Annotated in this window: 16 protein-coding genes and 1 tRNA gene; 6 read left to right on the top strand and 11 right to left on the bottom strand. The window is 64.7% G+C overall.

Annotation, left to right across the window (positions count from 1 at the left end):
* The first annotated feature begins 96 nt into the window (after positions 1–96).
* A complete protein-coding gene (locus tag AC5RWT_RS24920) occupies positions 97–1,002 on the top strand; it encodes a DMT family transporter (protein ID WP_494082529.1) in 906 nt (301 codons plus the stop codon).
* A 5-nt stretch (positions 1,003–1,007) separates the two neighbouring features.
* Here AC5RWT_RS24920 and AC5RWT_RS24915 read toward each other — a convergent pair whose 3' ends face one another.
* Both AC5RWT_RS24915 and AC5RWT_RS24910 read right to left on the bottom strand, forming a co-directional pair.
* A complete protein-coding gene (locus AC5RWT_RS24915; RefSeq protein WP_494082528.1) occupies positions 1,008–1,844 on the bottom strand; it encodes a glycosyltransferase family 2 protein in 837 nt (278 codons plus the stop codon).
* A 124-nt stretch (positions 1,845–1,968) separates the two neighbouring features.
* On the bottom strand, positions 1,969–2,940 hold the full coding sequence (locus AC5RWT_RS24910) for a hypothetical protein (protein WP_494082527.1): 972 nt from the start codon (positions 2,938–2,940) through the stop codon (positions 1,969–1,971).
* Between the two features lie 152 nt (positions 2,941–3,092).
* Between AC5RWT_RS24910 and AC5RWT_RS24905 the strand changes: the two genes are divergently transcribed.
* The 3 genes from AC5RWT_RS24905 (at position 3,093) to AC5RWT_RS24895 (ending at position 6,345) form a co-directional block, all read left to right on the top strand.
* Positions 3,093–3,635: a peptidylprolyl isomerase gene (locus tag AC5RWT_RS24905; protein WP_494082526.1), complete on the top strand. Its 543-nt coding sequence runs from the start codon at positions 3,093–3,095 to the stop codon at positions 3,633–3,635.
* Between the two features lie 61 nt (positions 3,636–3,696).
* Positions 3,697–4,554 carry a rhomboid family intramembrane serine protease gene (locus tag AC5RWT_RS24900; protein ID WP_494082525.1) on the top strand — a complete coding sequence of 286 codons (858 nt, stop codon included), beginning with the start codon at positions 3,697–3,699 and terminating at the stop codon, positions 4,552–4,554.
* Positions 4,555–5,169: 615 nt separating this feature from the next.
* Positions 5,170–6,345 carry an NAD(P)-dependent malic enzyme gene (locus AC5RWT_RS24895; RefSeq protein WP_494082524.1) on the top strand — a complete coding sequence of 392 codons (1,176 nt, stop codon included), beginning with the start codon at positions 5,170–5,172 and terminating at the stop codon, positions 6,343–6,345.
* An 86-nt stretch (positions 6,346–6,431) separates the two neighbouring features.
* Here AC5RWT_RS24895 and AC5RWT_RS24890 read toward each other — a convergent pair whose 3' ends face one another.
* Both AC5RWT_RS24890 and AC5RWT_RS24885 read right to left on the bottom strand, forming a co-directional pair.
* On the bottom strand, positions 6,432–7,424 hold the full coding sequence (locus AC5RWT_RS24890; protein WP_493972207.1) for a magnesium and cobalt transport protein CorA: 993 nt from the start codon (positions 7,422–7,424) through the stop codon (positions 6,432–6,434).
* Between the two features lie 6 nt (positions 7,425–7,430).
* Positions 7,431–7,682: a cell division protein CrgA gene (locus tag AC5RWT_RS24885; RefSeq protein WP_493972208.1), complete on the bottom strand. Its 252-nt coding sequence runs from the start codon at positions 7,680–7,682 to the stop codon at positions 7,431–7,433.
* 260 nt (positions 7,683–7,942) lie between these two features.
* Between AC5RWT_RS24885 and AC5RWT_RS24880 the strand changes: the two genes are divergently transcribed.
* Complete coding sequence (locus AC5RWT_RS24880) at positions 7,943–8,587, top strand: aminodeoxychorismate/anthranilate synthase component II (RefSeq protein ID WP_494082523.1); 645 nt, start codon at positions 7,943–7,945, stop codon at positions 8,585–8,587.
* Between the two features lie 45 nt (positions 8,588–8,632).
* Here the strand turns inward: AC5RWT_RS24880 and pknB are convergent, their stop codons facing one another.
* Genes pknB through AC5RWT_RS24845 form a run of 7 tightly spaced genes read right to left on the bottom strand, consistent with a single transcriptional unit; the run spans position 8,633 to position 18,076 of the window.
* Positions 8,633–10,600 (bottom strand): Stk1 family PASTA domain-containing Ser/Thr kinase, encoded by a 1,968-nt coding sequence (gene pknB, locus AC5RWT_RS24875; protein ID WP_494082522.1) that lies wholly within the window; start codon positions 10,598–10,600, stop codon positions 8,633–8,635.
* A 13-nt stretch (positions 10,601–10,613) separates the two neighbouring features.
* On the bottom strand, positions 10,614–12,383 hold the full coding sequence (locus AC5RWT_RS24870; protein WP_494082521.1) for a protein kinase domain-containing protein: 1,770 nt from the start codon (positions 12,381–12,383) through the stop codon (positions 10,614–10,616).
* Positions 12,380–13,828: a peptidoglycan D,D-transpeptidase FtsI family protein gene (locus tag AC5RWT_RS24865; protein WP_494082520.1), complete on the bottom strand. Its 1,449-nt coding sequence runs from the start codon at positions 13,826–13,828 to the stop codon at positions 12,380–12,382. The genes AC5RWT_RS24870 and AC5RWT_RS24865 overlap by 4 nt, the downstream gene beginning before the upstream one ends.
* Positions 13,825–15,240, bottom strand: coding sequence for an FtsW/RodA/SpoVE family cell cycle protein (locus tag AC5RWT_RS24860; RefSeq protein WP_494082519.1), 1,416 nt, complete (start codon positions 15,238–15,240; stop codon positions 13,825–13,827). The genes AC5RWT_RS24865 and AC5RWT_RS24860 overlap by 4 nt, the downstream gene beginning before the upstream one ends.
* A 3-nt stretch (positions 15,241–15,243) precedes the next feature.
* Positions 15,244–16,860, bottom strand: a complete 1,617-nt coding sequence (locus AC5RWT_RS24855; protein WP_494082518.1) for a PP2C family protein-serine/threonine phosphatase — start codon at positions 16,858–16,860, stop codon at positions 15,244–15,246.
* 2 nt (positions 16,861–16,862) lie between these two features.
* The gene (locus AC5RWT_RS24850; protein ID WP_494082517.1) at positions 16,863–17,339 is read right to left on the bottom strand and encodes an FHA domain-containing protein FhaB/FipA; all 477 of its coding nucleotides are present in this window, start codon (positions 17,337–17,339) and stop codon (positions 16,863–16,865) included.
* On the bottom strand, positions 17,339–18,076 hold the full coding sequence (locus tag AC5RWT_RS24845) for an FHA domain-containing protein (RefSeq protein ID WP_494082516.1): 738 nt from the start codon (positions 18,074–18,076) through the stop codon (positions 17,339–17,341). Before AC5RWT_RS24845 ends, AC5RWT_RS24850 begins: the two co-directional genes overlap by 1 nt.
* Before the next feature lie 362 nt (positions 18,077–18,438).
* On the opposite strand from AC5RWT_RS24845, the gene AC5RWT_RS24840 reads away from it, so the two are divergent.
* Positions 18,439–18,521: transfer RNA gene (locus tag AC5RWT_RS24840), tRNA-Leu, on the top strand.
* Positions 18,522–18,529 lie beyond the last annotated feature (8 nt).

Below are 18,529 nucleotides of genomic sequence, written 5' to 3'. Positions count from 1 at the left end.
GGCCCCGATCTTCGGATCGGGGCCTCGCTGCGTCTGGTGTGGCGCCGCTGCGTTGCTTGACGGGTTTTTGTCCGGCGACGCCCCTACGCTGAAGGTGTGATCATCCTCCTGGCCGCGCTGGCTGTGCTCGGCATCTCCGCATCCGGCCCTATCATGGCTGCCACCGCTGCCCCGGCCCTGGCCATCGCTTTCTGGCGCAACATGATCGGCGCCGCCGTGATGGGGGTACCCTCGGCCATTGGCCGCCGCGACGAGTTCCGGAAACTAACGACGTCGGACCTCGGGTACAGCGCGCTGGCGGCGGTCGCGTTGGCGCTCCACTTCGCCTGTTTCATTACCGCGCTGCAGTTGACGTCGGTTGCAGCGGCGACGGCGCTGGTTTGCCTCCAGTCGGCCTGGATAGTTCTGTTCAACCGGCTGCGCGGGATCAAAGCGTCCGGGCTGATCCTCTTTGGCGTAGGCCTCGCGTTTGCCGGAGTGCTGGTGATCTCCGGCTTTGACCTGCAACTGTCTTCTGAAGCGCTGCTAGGTGATCTGCTGGGCCTGCTTGGCGGCGCCATGGCCGGGGTCTACACCATGGCCGGCAGCCGGGTGCGGCGCCAGCTGTCAACGGGCCCGTACACCACCATTTGCTACGGACTCTGCGCACTGGTCCTGCTGGCCATGGCACTGGCTTTCGGACAGCCGCTGGCCGGATTCCCGCCGGAAGCCTGGGCCGGCATCGTGGCTGTCACCGTCGTCGCCCAATTACTGGGCCACTCGGTTCTGAACCATCTCCTCGCTGTGCTGAGTCCGCTGGTGGTCTCCATGATCATCCTGCTGGAAATCCCGGGGGCGGCGGCCCTGGCAGCCGTATTCCTCGGCGAAACCGTGCCGTGGGGCACATACGCCGGGCTGGCCCTGATCCTGGCTGGATTGGCCGCCGTCGTGCTTTCCCAGAACCGGGCAAGGGTGGCAGAGCCGGTCCTGGCGCCGGAAGCCAGAGGATCCGGACCGGCTTAGGGCGGTTAGAGCCCGCCGCGGGGAACACGGACCTGGGTCCGCGCCTGGTGCACGCGGCGCAGCAGCTTCGCCGGATAGTACACAGTCATGAAGATCAGCGTCGGCACCCGGAGCATGCGGCGGCGGATCTTGTGGGCGTCGTAGGTCCGGTTGAAGCGCGTGACGTAGTAGCGGTAGTCCTTGGGGGAATCTTCCAGCCGCCGGGCCGACATGCCGCTGATCATTTCCGGCACATACTGAATCCGCAGCCCATGGTCGGCCAGATGGACGGAAAGGTCGATGTCCTCGTGCATCTGGTCCTCTTCATCACGGCACACCTCCGTGCGGATGATGTCCCACGCCCCGCGGCGGATGGCCATGTTAGACCCGAACAGGAAGTGGTATTGCTTCTTGGCCAGTTTCAGGACGAAGCGGCGCAGCCGGTCGTCAGCTTGGAGCCCGAAACGGCGCATGGGCATGTCGTAGTACAGCACCGGCCCGGTGCACGCCATGACCTCCGGATCGGAAAAGGCCCGCTGTACCTGCTCCACCCAGTCGGGTTCCAGCACTGAATCCGCATCAATCCTGCCCAGCACTTCCCCGGTGGCATGGTCCAGACCGTAGTTCCGGGTGGGGATCAAGCCCTGTTCCGCGTCCTGCCGGAGCAGCATGAGCGGAACATCCGGATATTCGTCCTGCATGGCGCGGACGAGGTTTGCCGTCCCGTCCGTCGATTTGTTGTCCACCACAATAATCTCTGCCGGGGTCACCGACTGGCACAGCGCAGCATAAATGCACTGGCGGATGACGGACTCTTCATTGAACGCCGGGATGATGATCGACACGCTGGGAGCAGCACTCACGGCATGAATCTATCAGCACGAACGCTGGAAGGCAGCGAAGCGGGGGCCAGGAACTTTCATGCAGGGCAAACGAAAGGGAGCTCCCCATCGAGAGCTCCCTTAACGTGTTGGAGGTGAGGGAAAACTACTCCTTGGTGTCCTTCTCGTCTGCCTTGTCCGCGGCCGCGGCGGCCTTTTCGCCGGCCGACCGCGCGGAGCGGGTGGCGGCGGTACCGGTTGTCCCCTTGTCGGCAGAGCCGCCGGCCTGGTCGGTCTTGCCGGCCGAGGGCGTGCCCGCTGCGTCATTGGAACCGGCCGCATCAGCAGCAGGCTTGGCTGCTTCGCCGGTTCCGGAAGCAGCGGCAGTACCTGTCGGCGCCGCAGTGGTTGTCGACTGCGGGGCAGCCGAGGCCGGACCCGGTACCGGCGCTGCAGCCGGAGCCGCGGGCTGGACCGGCGTCTTCCACGGATCTTCGACCGGCCGGGCAGCGCGCCACGCAGCCACGGCTGCCGCGGCCGCGGCAGCCAGAATGCCGACAATCAGCCAGCCCTTGCCGCCGCCGCCCGACTTCTGCTGCTTCTTCAACTCTTTGGCGGCCTGCTTGGCGTTCTCGGCGGCTGCCTTTTGGGCCCGCTTGAGCGCGCGCTTGGACCCGCCCGCCTTGATCACAGCAGCCTGGACGGACGCGGGCACCGCGGTCTTGTCCAAGGTTTTGGCGACCTGGTCAGCGGTTGCGCCGAGCCGGGCCGAGACGGTCGGGATGTACTCGCCGACCACTTTGTCGCGGGCATGCGTGATCGCAGGGGTGGCCCGGTCAAGGGTTTCCTGGATGCGCGGAGCGGCCTCATCCACAACGTGGGAAATTTTGGGCGCCAGGCTGTCCAAGCTGCCCTGAATCCTCGGCGTAACAGTGGCTACGCCGTGGGAGAGATCCTTGGCGGCCTTCTGCAGCCCCTCCTGAATGCGCGGTGAAGCGGTCTCAATCCCCTTCTCGATCCGCGGGACTGCCCAGTTCCGCGCGGCTTCCATCTTGGGAGAGGCCCAGTCCCTGGCTGTTCCCACGAGGACAAACACGTTGCCTTCTGCGTCGCGGGCTATTCGATTGGTCTTCTTCACAACTACCTCCCGGAAATGGTGACGGTCGTTCCTCAGCCTACTTCCTGTGCCTGACCACGGCTACGCCGGGAAACGAACGGGCCCCATTTTCACTGACCGCGGAACCCGCCGCTGGCGGGATCCAGCGCCGATTGGCGTGGAAGAATGGTCGCATGACTGCTATTGCTACAGCTAAAGCCACTATCCACACCAACCATGGCGACATCGTGGTGAACCTGTTCGGCAACCACGCCCCGAAGACCGTCAAGAACTTCGTGGGCCTGGCTACCGGCGAAATCACCTGGAAGCACCCGCAGACCGGTGAAGAGACCAACGCTCCGCTCTACGACGGCGTCATCTTCCACCGCATCATCAAGGACTTCATGCTCCAGGGCGGCGATCCGCTGGGCCAGGGCATTGGCGGCCCCGGCTACCAGTTCGACGACGAGATCAACCCGGAGCTCGACTTTAACGAACCCTACAAGCTGGCCATGGCCAACGCCGGCATCCAGGGCGGGCGCGGCACCAACGGTTCGCAGTTCTTCATCACCACCGTTCCCACCACCTGGCTGCAGGGTAAGCACACCATCTTCGGCGACGTCACGGACGAAGCCTCGCGTGCCGTCGTCGATTCCCTCAACGCCGTGGCCACCGACCAGCGCGACAAGCCGCTGGAAGACGTGGTCATCAAGAACATCACCGTCGAGCAGCTCTAAGCCGCTTGATGTCCCCGCCCGGACGGCCGGGCGGGGACCTTTTCCCTGCAGGAGCGCCTCCATGTCCTACGGAATGCCGGCGGAACCGCCGCAGACCGATGTCCCCGTCTGCCCGCGGCATCCGGACCGCATCTCCTATGTGCGCTGCCAGCGATGCGGACGCCCAGCTTGTCCGGAATGCCAGCGCACCGCCTCCGTAGGCATCCAGTGCGTCGACTGCGTCAATGAGGCCGCCCGGAGCCTGCCGGCTGTCCGTACCGTCTACGGCGGAACCGTGACAGCGGGGCGGCCGGTGGTCACACTCACCCTGATCGGCATCTGCGCCGTGGCCTATCTGCTGCAATGGGTCATCCCGGGGTTCACCGAAGAGTTCCTGTACGCCCCGCTCTACACCCTTCCGAATCCGTTCTATGCGCCGGAACCGTGGCGAATGATTACCTCGGCCTTCCTGCACTCCCCGAACTTCCTGCTGCACATAGCCTTCAACCTCTACGCGTTGTGGATCCTGGGCCGGCACCTGGAGCCGCTGCTGGGCCGGCTGAGGTTCCTTGCGCTGTACCTGCTCTCCGGTTTCGGTGGCTCAGTCGGCGTGCTCCTGCTCTCCGCTCCGAACATTCCGGTGGTCGGCGCCTCCGGGGCGATCTTCGGCCTGTTCGGTGCACTCTTCATTGTGCAGCGCCAACGCGGCGGCGAGGTCAGATCGCTCGTGGTGCTGATTGGCATTAACGCCGTGCTTGGCTTCGTCGTCTCCGGGATCGCGTGGCAGGCGCACTTGGGCGGCCTGCTGGTTGGTGCCCTGTGCGCCGTGGTGCTGGCCTATGTCCCCAAGGGGAAGAACCGGAGCATCGTGCAGTTCGCGGGACTTGCGGCCGTCCTTCTGGCCTTGGTGGCAGTCACCGCTGTCAAAGCCATGGGGTAGCCCACAGCCCGGCAGTCCGGCTCTCGCAGGGCGGGCAGGCATTGCGTCCTTACGGACGCAGTACCTGCCCGCCCTTTCTGCTGTCCCCACCTTGTGGGTGAATTGTGGAAATGTTTCCACCCTTTCACGGGGAGCAGCGATGTTATCCACAGGGGTTATGCACAGTGAGGATAACTTACACACATGTAATTCCACAGGTGTGGATAACGCGAGGAGGGGGATTTACGGTGGTAGCGACGAATAATCCCCAAAGTTATGCACGCCTGTGGATAACTCCGGTCTACAACTGTGAAAACGTGGACAACTAAGACTGCAGCACGTGCAGCGTGGTTCGGACTAGAGTCGAGGCTGACACAATCAGCGTGCGCGAGACACATGCAGGCCCCCCGACCGGCCTTCGGGTAGCCTTTAAAAATCCGGTCCCCGGCTCGACCAGCCGCGGGGCCCGCGGCCGTCCCGGTACCCAGGCGATAGTCGAATCACCTTGCGCTGCCCGATGAATTTTGCACAGCCCGCAGGCGCCCCGATTGAGGACCCTGCCTCCTGTCGGCCTGTGGCAGGCCGGGCCACCCGTGCGCCCTTCCGTGAAGGGAAGAACCAACAGAAGGAACCTACGTGACTACCCAAACTGGCAACTCCGCTCGGATTGACCTCACCAGGGAGGAAATTTTCGGCGCCCATGAGGGCGGCAAACTGGAAATTGGCCTGACTGCTCCGCTGGAGAGCAAGCGCGACCTTTCCATCGCCTATACCCCCGGTGTGGCCCAAGTCAGCCGGGCGATCAATGCGGACCCGGAGATGGCCCAGAAGTACACGTGGGCCTCGCGCTTGGTGGCTGTAGTTTCCGACGGCACTGCTGTCCTGGGTTTGGGCAACATCGGCGCGGCCGCCTCGCTCCCGGTCATGGAGGGAAAGGCAGCCCTTTTCAAGCAGTTCGCCGGGCTGGACTCCATCCCCCTGGTGCTTGAGACCACCGATGTGGACGAGATCATCGAGACGCTGGTGCGGCTGCGTTCAAGTTTCGGTGCCGTGAACCTTGAGGACATTTCGGCTCCGCGCTGCTTCGAGCTCGAGGCCCGGCTGATCGAGGCGCTGGACATGCCGGTGATGCATGACGACCAACACGGCACCGCCGTCGTCGCACTCGCTGCACTGACCAATGCTGCCAAGGTGGTCAATCGGGAGTTGGCCTCCCTGAAGGTGGTTATCTCCGGAGCGGGCGCGGCGGGCATCGCCGTCGCCGAAATCCTCCTGACCGCGGGTGTCGCCGATGTGACGCTGCTGGATTCGCGCGGCATCATCCACGGTGACCGCGGCGACCTGACCGAGATCAAGGCCGCTTACGCGGCACGCACCAATCCGCGAGGGGTCACCGGCGGCAGCGCGCAGGCACTCGAGGGGGCAGACGTCTTCATTGGCGTTTCCTCCGGCACCATTCCGGAAGAAACGCTGGCGAAGATGGCGGACGATGCCATCATCTTCGCGCTGTCCAACCCGGATCCGGAAGTGCACCCGGAGACGGCCGCCAAGTTCGCGAAGGTGGTGGCTACCGGACGCAGCGACTTCCCCAACCAGATCAACAACGTCCTGGCCTTCCCGGGCATCTTCCGCGGCGCTTTGGACGCCGGCGCCCGCCGCATCACGTCCGCCATGAAGGTGGCCGCGGCTGAAGCCATCGCAGGGATTGTGGGGGACGACCTCGCGGCCGACTACATCATCCCCAGCCCTCTGGATCCTCGGGTGGCTCCGGCCGTCACCGCTGCCGTGATGTCCGCCGCCGACGCCGGCTGACCGCCAGGGCGTCATTGTCCCGCCAGGAGCCCGTTCCCGCATCAGGGGAACGGGCTCCTGGCCTCTGGCACCGGGTCACGGCTGGTTCAGAGCCATTTGTTGCGTCTGAAGAACCAGTAAAGCCCCAGGGCAGTCAGGACCATCAGCACCAGTGACAACGGGTAGCCGAGGGGCCAGTCGAGCTCCGGCATCACGGAGAAATTCATCCCGTAGATGGCCGCCACCAAGGTCGGGGCAAAGAGGATGGCGGCCCAGGACGAGATCCGCTTGACCTGTTCGTTCTGCGCCACGCTGGTTTCCGTGAGTTTTTGGGCCTGGAGCGTGGAGCTGAGGCTCAGTGCGTTCTGCAGGACGGCCCGGAACGCATTGACCCGCTCGTTCAAGCGGATCACGTGGTCCTGGACGTCGCGCAGACCGCGGGCTACTTCGAGGTCCGGGGCATCATCAGCGGTGCTGCGCTCCACGAGCGTGATCATCCCCTCCAGCGGCTGCAGGGCACGCTGGAACTCGATGACTTCGCGCAGCAGTTCGTAAATCCGTCGGGAAACATCGGGATCTCCACCAAAGAGCTGGTCTTCGATTTCGTCGATGTCGTTCTCCAAGCCATAGACGACCGGTTCGTACTCATCCACGACCTGGTCCAGGACAGCGTAGAGCGCCGCCTGCGGGCCGGTGGCGAGAAGCTCGGGCACCGCCTCCATCCTTCGGCGGGCGTGCGCCAAATCCGGCGACTCCGCATGCCTGACGGTGATGAGGAAGCCCTCGCCCATGAAGACGTGGAGTTCGCCGAACTCCACCTTCTCCGTCTCATCGATGTAGCGCGCGGGCCGGAGCACGGTGAACAACGTGCGGCCGTATTGTTCCAGTTTCGCGCGCTGGTGGCCCCGCAGGGCGTCCTCCACGGCCAGATAATGCAGGTCGAACTCTGCGGCCACCGCAGCCAGCTCCTGCTCGTTCGGCCGGTACAGGCCGATCCAGGCCATGCCCGCGGATCGGTGCAGCTCGGTGAATGTCTGCTGCAGGGTTGCCGGCGTAGCGGCGCGGACGCCGTCGACGTAGATGCCGTTATCTACAAGCACGGCAGCCTACGAACGCCACCTGGTCGTCATCAGGAAGCCGGCTATGGCGATGCCGAAGCCGATCATGATGTTCCAGGAACCTGCCGCCGGCAGGGGCCATGCTCCCTGCGTGATGTAAAAAACGATGATCCACAGCAGGCCCAGGATCATGAGGCCGAACATGACCGGTTTGAACCAGACGGGATTGGGCTTGTTGCCCTTGGCGGTCAATTCCTCTGGACGCCGTTCGGTCCTCTTGCGGCGCTTCGACTCGGGCACAGATCCTCCGGGGCATCAAGGGTGGTTGGCACGGCTGGGCCGGGGCTGCAATTACACGCGCCGCCGCCGGGCCGTCTAGCTGTTTAGTCTAGCCAATGTCTGTGACGTTCGCCGCCGCGCATTTGCCGCGACTGCGGCAGCGGGCCGATCATAGTGGGAGTGCTGCTGATTGCCGCTCGGCTCTTGTTGCCGGACGTGGCTTCCGGCTGGCCTCGCAGTCCCCTGTCCCGGAACAACTCCACGATTGGCACCACTGTCACATGAGCAAGACTCCGCGCATCCTCGTCGTCGATAACTATGACAGCTTCGTCTACACCCTGGTGGGGTACCTCCAGCAGCTGGGTGCGGAAACGACTGTGGTCCGCAACGACGACGTCACCCTCGACGAGGCGGTGGAACTGGCCGCAAGCCGCGACGGCGTGTTGGTCTCCCCCGGCCCCGGAACTCCCGCGGAAGCCGGCATCTGCATTGAGTTGATCCGTTGGTGCGGCCGGGAGGCAAAGCCTATGTTCGGCGTATGCCTCGGACACCAGGCGCTGGCGGAGGCCTACGGCGCCACCGTTACCCATGCTCCCGAACTGATGCATGGGAAAACCTCGCAGGTCACGCACGGCAACCAGAACGTCTTCGAGAGCGTGCCGAATCCGTTCACGGCCACCCGCTACCACTCACTGGCAGCCGTCCGCGCCACCATACCCGCCGAACTGGAAATCACCGCTGAGACCGACAACGGAGTCGTCATGGGACTAGCCCACCGGAGCGCGCCGCTGTGGGGCGTGCAGTTCCATCCCGAATCGGTGCTGACCGAAGGCGGCTACCTGATGCTGGGCAATTGGCTGGAGTCACTCGGGGCCGTGGGCACGGCCGAACGCGCTGCGATCCTGAGTCCCCTCATCACCCACTAACGCGGTTCCCTGGACGGGGAACCGCGTGAGGACAGAGGCGGGCGATCAGCCGTTGCCGTTACCTTTGCCCCGACCGTTCCCGTTTCCATTGCCGCTGCTGTTTCCATTGCCGTTTCCGTTGTTGCCGCTGCCGGGTCCATTGCCTCGATTGGAGTCTTCATCAGGGCGGGAGGTGGCGGTTTCCGTAGGCTCAGGAGCCGCGGGTGCAACGGCAACGGTGAGGACAATCTCCGTGCCTTGTTCGACGTCGGTGCCCGCTGCCACGCTCTGGCGGACGACGGTGCCGGGCTTGACGACTTCGTTCGCGAGTTCTTCCACCCTGTAGGGCAAGGCGATGGCCGCGTCATCCAGCGCGGCTCCGGCATCTTCGAGGGTTTTGTCCACCAGATTGGGCACGCGTACCAAGCCGGTCGAGACAACCAGGTCCACCGTGGAACCGGTCTTGACCTTCTCACCGGGAGCCGGCTTGGTGGAGACCACATTGCCGCGCTGCAGTGAGGCGCTGTTCGCCGGGATGTTTTCCCCCGGCTCCAGACCGAGTTTCCGGAGCTTGTCCCGGACCTCAGCCTCGGTTCGTCCGGCAAGGTCCTTTGGAATTGTGGCGAACTCACGCCCCTGGGAGATGTAGACGAACACTTGGCTGCCCGGTTCAACCTGCTCTCCGACGTCCGGGTCGGTCCGGGTCACCATGCCCTTCTCGACGTGGTCGCTGAACTCTTGTTCAATCTGTGGCCGAAGGTCTGCTTCCCATACGGAGTTGCTGGCCGTGTTCTGGTCCAGTCCAGCGACAGCTGGTACGGCAACGGTCTTCGGAGCAGCATTCTGCACCAGGACGTTGTAGAGGTAGTAGCCGCCGCCTATCAGCACCAACAGCAGGGCGACCATGAGCGTGACGGTCCAGGCACGGCGCCTGGCACGGCGTTCGGGTTCGATGTCGTGTGCGCTGCCAACGGCCAGCGCTGTTGGCACATGCCGCGGGTCGTACGCCGCAGTCTCGGGACCGCCGTCGTCATCCGGTGCGTAGGCTGTGGAGGACAGGCGCGTGGTTTCCGGAGACACCGCCTGGGCCGGCTGAGTGATCAGCTCAGTGGCGGGGGCGTGCGCGGAAAACGCTTCTGTTGCCAGTCCGGTCGGCTGATGCGTTACACCGTCCAGGGCCGCCTGCAGCGCATCCGAGAATGCCGCCGCGGTTTGGAACCGGTCGGCCTTGTCTTTTTGGAGCGCATGTTCCAGCACGGAATCAAGCGCGGCTGTGACATCCGGATTGAAGCGGCTGGCCGGTTCGGGAAGCTCGCGGACATGCTGGTACGCCACGGACACCGGGCTGTCACCAATAAACGGTGGCCGGCCGGCAAGCATTTCGTACAACAGACAGGCAGCCGAGTACAGGTCGCTGCGGGCGTCAACGGTCTCTCCGCGGGCCTGCTCGGGGGAGAGATACTGCGCAGTTCCCAGAACCGCCTGGGTCTGGGTCATCGTCGCCGCAGAATCGGCCAAGGCCCGGGCAATGCCGAAGTCCATCACCTTCACGCTGCCATCAGGGGTGACCATGACGTTGGCCGGCTTGATGTCCCGGTGCACGATGCCCGAGCGGTGGCTGTATTCGAGCGCCGCCAGAACGCCGAGTGCATAGCGGACCGAGTCCTCGATGCTCAGTTCGTGGCCCTTGATGAACTCACGCAGCGTCCGGCCTTGGACGTACTCCATCACGATGAACGGAACCTTGACGTCGTGCGCCGCTCCCCCGGGCAGATCCATGTCCCCGGTGTCGTAAACGGCAACGATGGACGGGTGGTTCAGGCCCGCCACTGCTTGGGCTTCGCGCCGGAAGCGGGACTGCAGCATCGGGTCGCGGGCAAGGTCGGTCCGGAGTTGCTTGATCGCCACGGAGCGGCCCAACCGGATGTCGCGGCCCAGCAGGACGTCGGCCATTCCACCGCGCCCGATGAGTTCACCGACTTCATAGCGGTCAGCCAGGATGCGCGGCGAGTCCACTGGTTGTCGTCCTTCCATCACCAGGATCCGGTCACGGCTTGGCGCCGCGCGTTTCGGGACCAGAGGTGGGCAGAGCCTTGGCATCCGGCGAGCCCGTCTCGGTCGGCGCCTGGGTTTCTTCTGCCGGGCCGCTGGAGACAACATAGCTGACAGTTGACCCGGGCGGAACGTCCCCGCCGGGGGGCGACAGGCTGAGCACGGTACCCTTCGCTTCCTCACTCGGCTGTTCGCCGGACTTTTGCGGCACCAGGCCCGCGTCGCTCAAGGCCTTTTGTACCTGCTGCTCGGACTGGCCCACCAGTCCTTGGGGAATGGTGACCGTTCCCGGGCCTGTGGAATAAACAACGGTGATTCTTTCGCCCTCGGGAACCGTGCCTGTCGGGGCAATATCGATGACGGTGTTTTCCGCTGCTTCGTTCTCGACTGGTTGCGGAACCACTTGGTAGCCCATGTTTTCGAGCTCGGACCGGACCTCGCCAAACGGCCGGCCCAGGAACGCATTGGCTGACAGCTGGTGGCTTTCCACCGTCGGCGTTTGGGTCGGTTGTTCCTCGGTCTTCGTTTCCGTGGGTTTCGCGGCGGTGGTCTTCGGTGCCGACCGTGTGGCCGAGCTTGAAGCTGACGAGGATGACTCGGCGCCGCCGGTGGGTGTCAGCATCGGCAGCAGGATGGCGCCGGCGACGGCGAACAGGACCAGCAGGATCAGACCGACCAAGGGCCAGGTCCAGGGGCTGCGCTTCTTCTGCGGGCGCCGTGGCGCCTCCTCAGGCTCGGCGCTGTCAAGGTCCTCGTCGGTCCAGTTGCGTTCCGCGCCAAGGCCCGCTGCTGCAGCGCCGCCGACGGCGGGGAGCTGGGAGGTTCCCGCGCTCACGGCACGGGTCGGCGCGGTGCCTGCGGTGGGCACGGGAGCGGTCATCACTCCGGTGCTGTCATCGCCACCGAACAGGCGCATGCCGGGCACTGCCGCTTCGGCGGCCCGGATATCCCCGGCACGGATGGCGTCGGCCGCCTCGGCGAGCTTTTCAGCGGTGGCCGGACGATCGGCCGGGTCCTTGGCCAGCATGGACATCAGCAAGGCGCGGACCGGCCGCGGCAGCGATTCGGACAGCGGCGGCGGGGTGTCATTGACCTGTGCCAAAGCAATGGCGATCTGCGACTCTCCGGAGAACGGGCGGGAACCGGAGAGGCACTCGTAACCGATGACGCCGAGCGAATAGATGTCGCTCTGTCCGGTGGCCGTCTGTCCCGTCGCCTGTTCCGGGGCCAGATACTGGGCAGTGCCCATGACCTGGCCGGTCGCGGTCAGCGGAACCTGGTCCGCCAGCCGGGCGATGCCGAAGTCCGTGATCTTGACCCGGCCCTCGGGGGTGATCAGCAGGTTGCCGGGTTTGACGTCGCGGTGGACAAGCCCTTGCGCATGGGCAACGGCAAGCGCCTTTGCCGTTTGGGAAATGAGGGACAGCGTCCGGTCCGGCGAGAGCACCCGCTCGCGCTCGATGATGGCAGAGAGCGGATGCCCGGGCACCAGTTCCATGACCAGGTACGCGGAGCCGGCCTCTTCGCCGTAATCGAAGACATTGGCAATGCCGATGTGGTTCAGCAGCGCGGTGTGCCGGGCCTCGGCGCGGAAGCGGTTGAGGAAGCCCGGATCGCCGGTGTATTCCTCCTTGAGGATCTTGATGGCGACGATGCGGCCCAGAACCTGGTCCTGCGCCTTCCAGACCTCGCCCATGCCGCCGATGGCGATACGTTCAGTGAGCTGGTACCTGCCGCCTAATGTGATACCCGAGGTAGGTCTCACTTATTTAACACCGCCTCTAGGAGTTTCTTAGCACTTGGACTTGAGAGTGAAGCACCGGTAGTCACATCGACGTCCTCAAAGACGACGGATACGACGGCCTTGGGGTCGTCCGCCGGTGCGAATCCGGTGAACCACGAGTTGTTGCCTTCCTTGCCGGCCATCAGTTCGGCGGTACCGGTCTTGCCGGCTACGTCGACGCCCGGAATCGCAGCCCCGCCGCCGATGCCCCGGCTGACCACATTGACCATCCAGTCCTGCATCAGCCTGGCATTGTCTGCGGACAGGGAGCGCTGCAGCTCTTCGGGCTTGGGGCTGTCCATCACGCGCAGGTCGGGTGCGCGCACGGTGCGGACCAGGTTCGGTTTCATTAGCACGCCGTCGTTGGCGATGGCGCTGGTCATCATGGCCACCTGCAGGGGGGTCACGCGGACGTCGTACTGGCCGATGGCCGACTGTGCGAGCAGGTCGTCGCTCATCCCGGTGGGGAACTGGCTGGCGGTTACATGGGTGGGGATCTGGTAGGACTGGCCGAAGCCGAACTTGGCCGTCTGCTCAGCGATGGCGTCCTCGCCCAGATCGATGGCGATTTGGGCGAACGGTGTATTGCAGGACTGCTCCAAGGCAAACGAAAAATCAACAGTGGTCCGGGCCGCACAGCCGCCGTTGACGTAGTTCGGCAGCTCGACGTTGGTGCCGGGCAGTTTCAGTGTCGGCGGATTGTCCAGCTTGCTGTCGGCGTCGTACTTGCCCGACTCCAAGGCTGCAGCCGTCACGGCCAGCTTGAACACGGACCCGGGCGCCAGCAGGCTCTCGGTGGCCGGGTTGGTGAACGGCGAGAGTCCGGGCACCTCCTCCAACTTGGCCATGTTCTGGGTGACCTTTTCGGTGTCGTGGCCGGCAAGCTTGTTCGGGTCGAAGCTGGGCTTGGAAACCATCGCGAGAATGTTGCCGGTGTCCGGCTCCATGACCACGATCGAGCCCTTCACGCCGTCGGGAATCAGGTTCCAGGCCAACTGCTGCAGTTCGGCGTCCAGGGTCAGCTCTACTGAAGCGCCTTCGACCTGGCCCCCGGAGAAGAGCTGGACGATCTGTTCGTAGAAGAATTCGTCGCCGGAGCCGGAGAGCTGGTCGTTCATCGCCGACTCCATTTGGGTGGAGGCGTAGACCAGCGAATAAAAACCAGTGATCGGGGCGTAGAGCTCCGGTTCGTTGTAGACGCGCTGATACGCGAACTCGTCGTCCGAGGGAACCGATTCGGCGATCGGATCGCCGTCCACCAGGATGGCGCCCCGGTTTTTGTCGAAGTCCTTGTAGATGGTCCGGCTGTTCCACGGGTTGGCGTTGAGGTTCTCGGCCTCGAAGAACTGCACGACCGTGAGCGATCCAAACAGGAGTGCGAACATCGCGATGGCGACGATCCAGGTATTGCGGATGGCCTGGTTCATGGCTGGATCACCTCCGTGGATCCGGTGTTCCGTCCGTCGGTCAGGGTACGGCGCTGCGGCCGGTCCCCCGGAGGCCGTCCGGCAGCCAGACCGGTCAGGGCCGGCCGGCGGGCAGCGTCGGAAATCAGCAGCAGCAGGGCAACAATCAGCCAGTTGGCCAACAGCGAGGAGCCGCCGGCTGCCAGGAACGGCGTGGTCAGGCCGGTCAGCGGAATCAACCGGGTGACGCCGCCGATGACCACAAAGCACTGCAGCGCCAACGTGAAGGAGAGTCCCGTAGCCAGCAGTTTGCCAAAGGCATCCCGGCTGCCCAGTGCTGCCCTGATGCCGCGGCTAACCAAGAGGATGTAGAGCATCACGATGGCGCTGAGTCCGATGAGTCCCAGCTCCTCGCCGAGGGCGGCGATGATCATGTCGCTGTTGGCGTAGGTCACCAGGTCAGGCCGGCCCTGCCCAAGTCCCGTGCCGGTGAGCGCGCCGCTGGCCAGCCCGAACAGGCCTTGGACAATTTGGTGGCTGCCGCCGATCCGGTTGTAGACCTCCGGGTCGAAGGCATTGATCCAGCCGTCGATGCGTGCGGTGACATGCGGAAACAACTGGAAGGCCACGAAGCCGCCCACTGCGATCATCAGCAGGCCGATGAGGACCCAGCTCACCCGGCTCGTGGCAACGTAGATCATGGCCATGAACAGGCCGAAGAACAGGATTGAGGATCCCAGGTCGCGCTGGAAGACCAGCACGCCGATACTGACCAGCCAGGCCACCAGCATGGGACCCATGTCCTGCCAGCGTGGCAGTTGCAGGGGACCTATTTTCTTGCCGGCGAGCAGGATCAAGTCCCGGTTCGTCGATAGATAACCGGCAAAGAATATAGCGAGCGTGATCTTTGCGATTTCGCCCGGCTGGAAGGTTGCGAACCCGAGATTCACCCAGATCCTGGCGCCGTTGATCTCCATTCCGACGAACGGCAGCAGCGGGAGGATCAGCAGAATGGCACTGGTAATCAGGGATATGTAGGTGAAGCGCCGCAGGACGCGGTGGTCGCGCAACAACCAGATGATGGCGACGACGACGGCGATGGCCACGCCGGTCCACAAGAGCTGGCGGGCGGCGGCGGAGTCGTTGTTGGCGATGTCCAACCGGTGGATCATGGCCAGGCCGACGCCGTTCAGCGCAGTAACGATCGGGAGTATAACCGGGTCGGCATACTTCGCCCGGAGGCGCAGGACTATATGGACCACCAGGACCAGCACCACCAAGGTGCCGCCCTGCGTGAAGAAATCGCGGTCAAAGGCCCGGTCTTGGTCCAGGCCAACCAGCATGTTGGCTCCGATGCCAACGATCAACGCCAGAATCAGCAGGAGCAGTTCGGTGTTGCGCCGCGACCGGGGCACTGTCTGGATGTTACTCATAACCTATCCACCTACACATTCCGGCGGCACGGTGGTTTCGGGGCTGGCAACCGGTCCTGGGGTGGCGCGGGGTGAGCCGCTGGCAGCCGGGGCCGGGGTGGCGCGGGGTGAGCCGCTGGCAGCCGGGGCCGGGGTGGCGCCGGATGAAGCGCTCGGCCGTTCCGTCGGCACTGCACTGGGGCTGGGTTCCGGTTGGGGACAGTTGCGCTGGCTGCTGATCCGCAGTTGTTCGACGATGTCCTCGGCATGCCCCAGGTCTCTGGCGGAGATGCTCGATTGCAGCCGCTGCTGTTGATACACCGGCAGGCTCTCCAGCGGGATGTTGTACACCGTGTCCACATGCGAGAGCGCGATCGGGCCGAAGTTTTGCGAGACACCGTTGAAGATCGCCACCCGGCCATCGGACGAGGCGACGAAATACTGCGTCTGCGTCCACAAATAGCCGAACCACAGGACAGCCACCAGCAGCAACGACATGACGGTCAGGAACGCCGGGACCAGCCAGGGCCTGCGTACCGGAGCCGCGACGTCCGTGTCGGGCGCCTCCGGTTCCTCCGGGGCCTTGTGGGTCAGCAGAGCCGCCGCCCGCCGCTTGTTGGAGTGGGCGGTGACGATCGGAATCTGTCCGGTTTCGGTCGCCAATGCGGCCGCACCCACCAAGACATGCGGCCGCGTCCCCAGCTCGCGCCGGATCGCGTCGGCGCGGATTGCCTCATGCGGTTCAAGGTGTTCGTCGGTGAGCTGGATACCGGCCCTGGCGGCGGCGGATTCGTTCGGAGAGCCGGGCGTCGAACTCGACGCCGCGGCGGCACGGGGCGCGTCCCCGCCGTTTGTTGTCGCAGCCGCCGTCGGCCGCCCGGCGGCGAGGTTTAGGGCGGCGGTGTCAGCTTCCTCGGGGGATGCTTCGGCCACTTCGATCATCACGATCGTCACGTTGTCCGGGGAACCGCCATCGAGCGTCAGATCCACCAATTGGTCGACGGCGTCCTGCAGCGATGACGCGTTGCGGACCACCGACTCCACCACCCGGTCCGGTACCACCGCATTGAGGCCGTCGGAGCACAGCAGCCACTTCTCCCCCGCTTCGGCCTCATGGCTCGCCAGATCGAGCTCGGGGCTGGCATCGACGTCGCCCAAAACGCGCATGAGCACGTTGCGGTGCGGGTGGATCTCGGCTTCCTCGGGACGGAGCCGGCCTTCGTCGATGAGCCGCTGGACGAAGGTGTGGTCGATGCTGACCTGCTCGAAGACGCCGTTTTTCAGCCGGTAGGCCCGTGAATCGCCGATGTGGGCGAATTCGAGCCGGTCGTCATGCAGCAACAAGGCGGTGACGGTTGTGCCCATGCCTGCCAGCTTGGGGTTGGTCTGAACCAATTCCGACAGGATGGAATTGGCAGTCTGGATTTCGTCGGCCAGGACATTGGCGGGCTCGGGATGGCCCGCCCGGTCCAGGTGGACCAAATCCAGCACGGTGGAGGCGGAGGCGACGTCACCGCCGGCATGGCCACCCATGCCGTCGGCCACCACGGCCAGATAGCGCCCGGCGTAGGCGGAATCGTCGTTTTTCGACCGTGTCTTGCCCACGTCCGACCGCGCTGCGTAGCGCAGAACCAGAGCCACGATCAGGGCCTCAACTCAATGACCGTCTTGCCGATCCGGATAGGTACGCCGGCGTCGACGGGCAGCGCCCGGGTCAACTGGTTCTCGGCCAAATAGGTGCCGTTGGTGGAGCCCAGGTCCTCGATGAACCAGCGGCTGCCCTGTGGAAAGAGGCGCGCGTGCCGGCCGGAGGCATAATCGTCCTCCAGCACCAGCGTGGCTTCCTGGGCACGCCCCAAGAGGATGGGGCTCGCGGCCAGTTCGAGTGAATGGCCCGCCAGTGGACCTTCAGTAACCACCAGGCGCCGTGGAGCCGCCTTGGGAGCCGGCGCTTCGGCCAGATCCGGATTCTTGCGGACTTCGCGGGCGGTGGGGGAGCCGGTGCGGCTGCGGTTGCCGATCTGCAGGTCCCGCCGCAGGGCGGAGACGATGCTGATAATCATGATCCAGAGCAGGATCAGGAAACCGAACCGCAGCGCGGTGACAACAAGTTCACCCATCAGGCTCCGCCGCCCCGCGTCGGCAGCAGGCGGAAGGTAATGCGGGTGCGGCCCATGGTGATCATGGAGCCGTCGGTGAGGTCGGTTTGGCCGACGATCTTTTGGCCGTTGACGTAGCTGCCGTTGGTGGAGCCGAGATCCACCGCCACTGCCGAGCCATCCTCGCTGCGGATTTCCAGGTGGCGCCGCGAGACTCCGGTGTCGTCGACCATGATGTCGGCCTCGGAGGAACGGCCCAGCACAATTGAGGGCGCGTTGAGCGAATAGCGCTGACCGTTGATTTCCAGCACGGGCTGGAGCTGGGTGGGCTGGCGCGCCGGCGCCACGGGTGCGCTGCGCTGCGCCGGCCGCTGCTGCTGGCCGTCGGATTTCACCACCGAGGCCTGGACTTCGAAATCGCCGCCCTTGAGCCCGCCGTCCCTGGTGAACGAGACGCGGACCGGGCCCTGCAGGGTGTACTTCTGGCTGTTGACGTGGCGGATCACCACGTCGCACAGTTCTTCGGCCAAGGTGGCACCCCATTGTTCTGCCATGGCGTAATCGGTGTCGCCCAGCCGGACCTCGAAGACGTTGGGAGCCAGCGTTCGGCCCTGCGCCAACGTGATGGAACCATTGTCCAGCTCACGGCGCAGGCGGCTGGCGATTTCCACCGGCTGCACCTGGCCTTTGCCGCCCACGGAGAAGGCACCGCGGACGATTTTCTCGATTCCGCGTTCCATACTGTCCAGAATGCCCATCGGGCCGCCTCCTCCCAGCTTTGTCATCGTGGTGCCTGCCGCTGCGATAGCGGACAGGGCACACCTGTCTGGCGATTCTCCCCTTCGATACTACTTGCGCGTGTCCCAAAAGGCCCTATTCGGCAACGCGTGCCGGGGGCGCGGCATTGCGGCAACGTGGTGAACACCACGTCGACAGAAGGGTAAAGACAGTACCCGCCGTCGCCCTGCCGGGCCTTCCGATCCCAGTCCCCAAGCGGCAACAGAGGCGCTGAATGCCCCGATTGGGAATTTGCGACGGTTTCACGCTACTATTGATCTCGCTGTTCTTGAGGATTGCGAACCGGGAAACCGGGACAGTCCGGAGGGGACAGGCGAACTGCGCGCGAGTGGCGGAACGGCAGACGCGCTGGCTTCAGGTGCCAGTGTCCGAAAGGGCGTGGGGGTTCAAATCCCCCCTCGCGCACGCAGAGC

It is taken from the genome of Arthrobacter sp. Dra40 (assembly GCF_059091905.1).
Note: the sequence above shows the minus strand (reverse complement) of the source record. Positions and strands in the feature narration are given on the sequence as shown.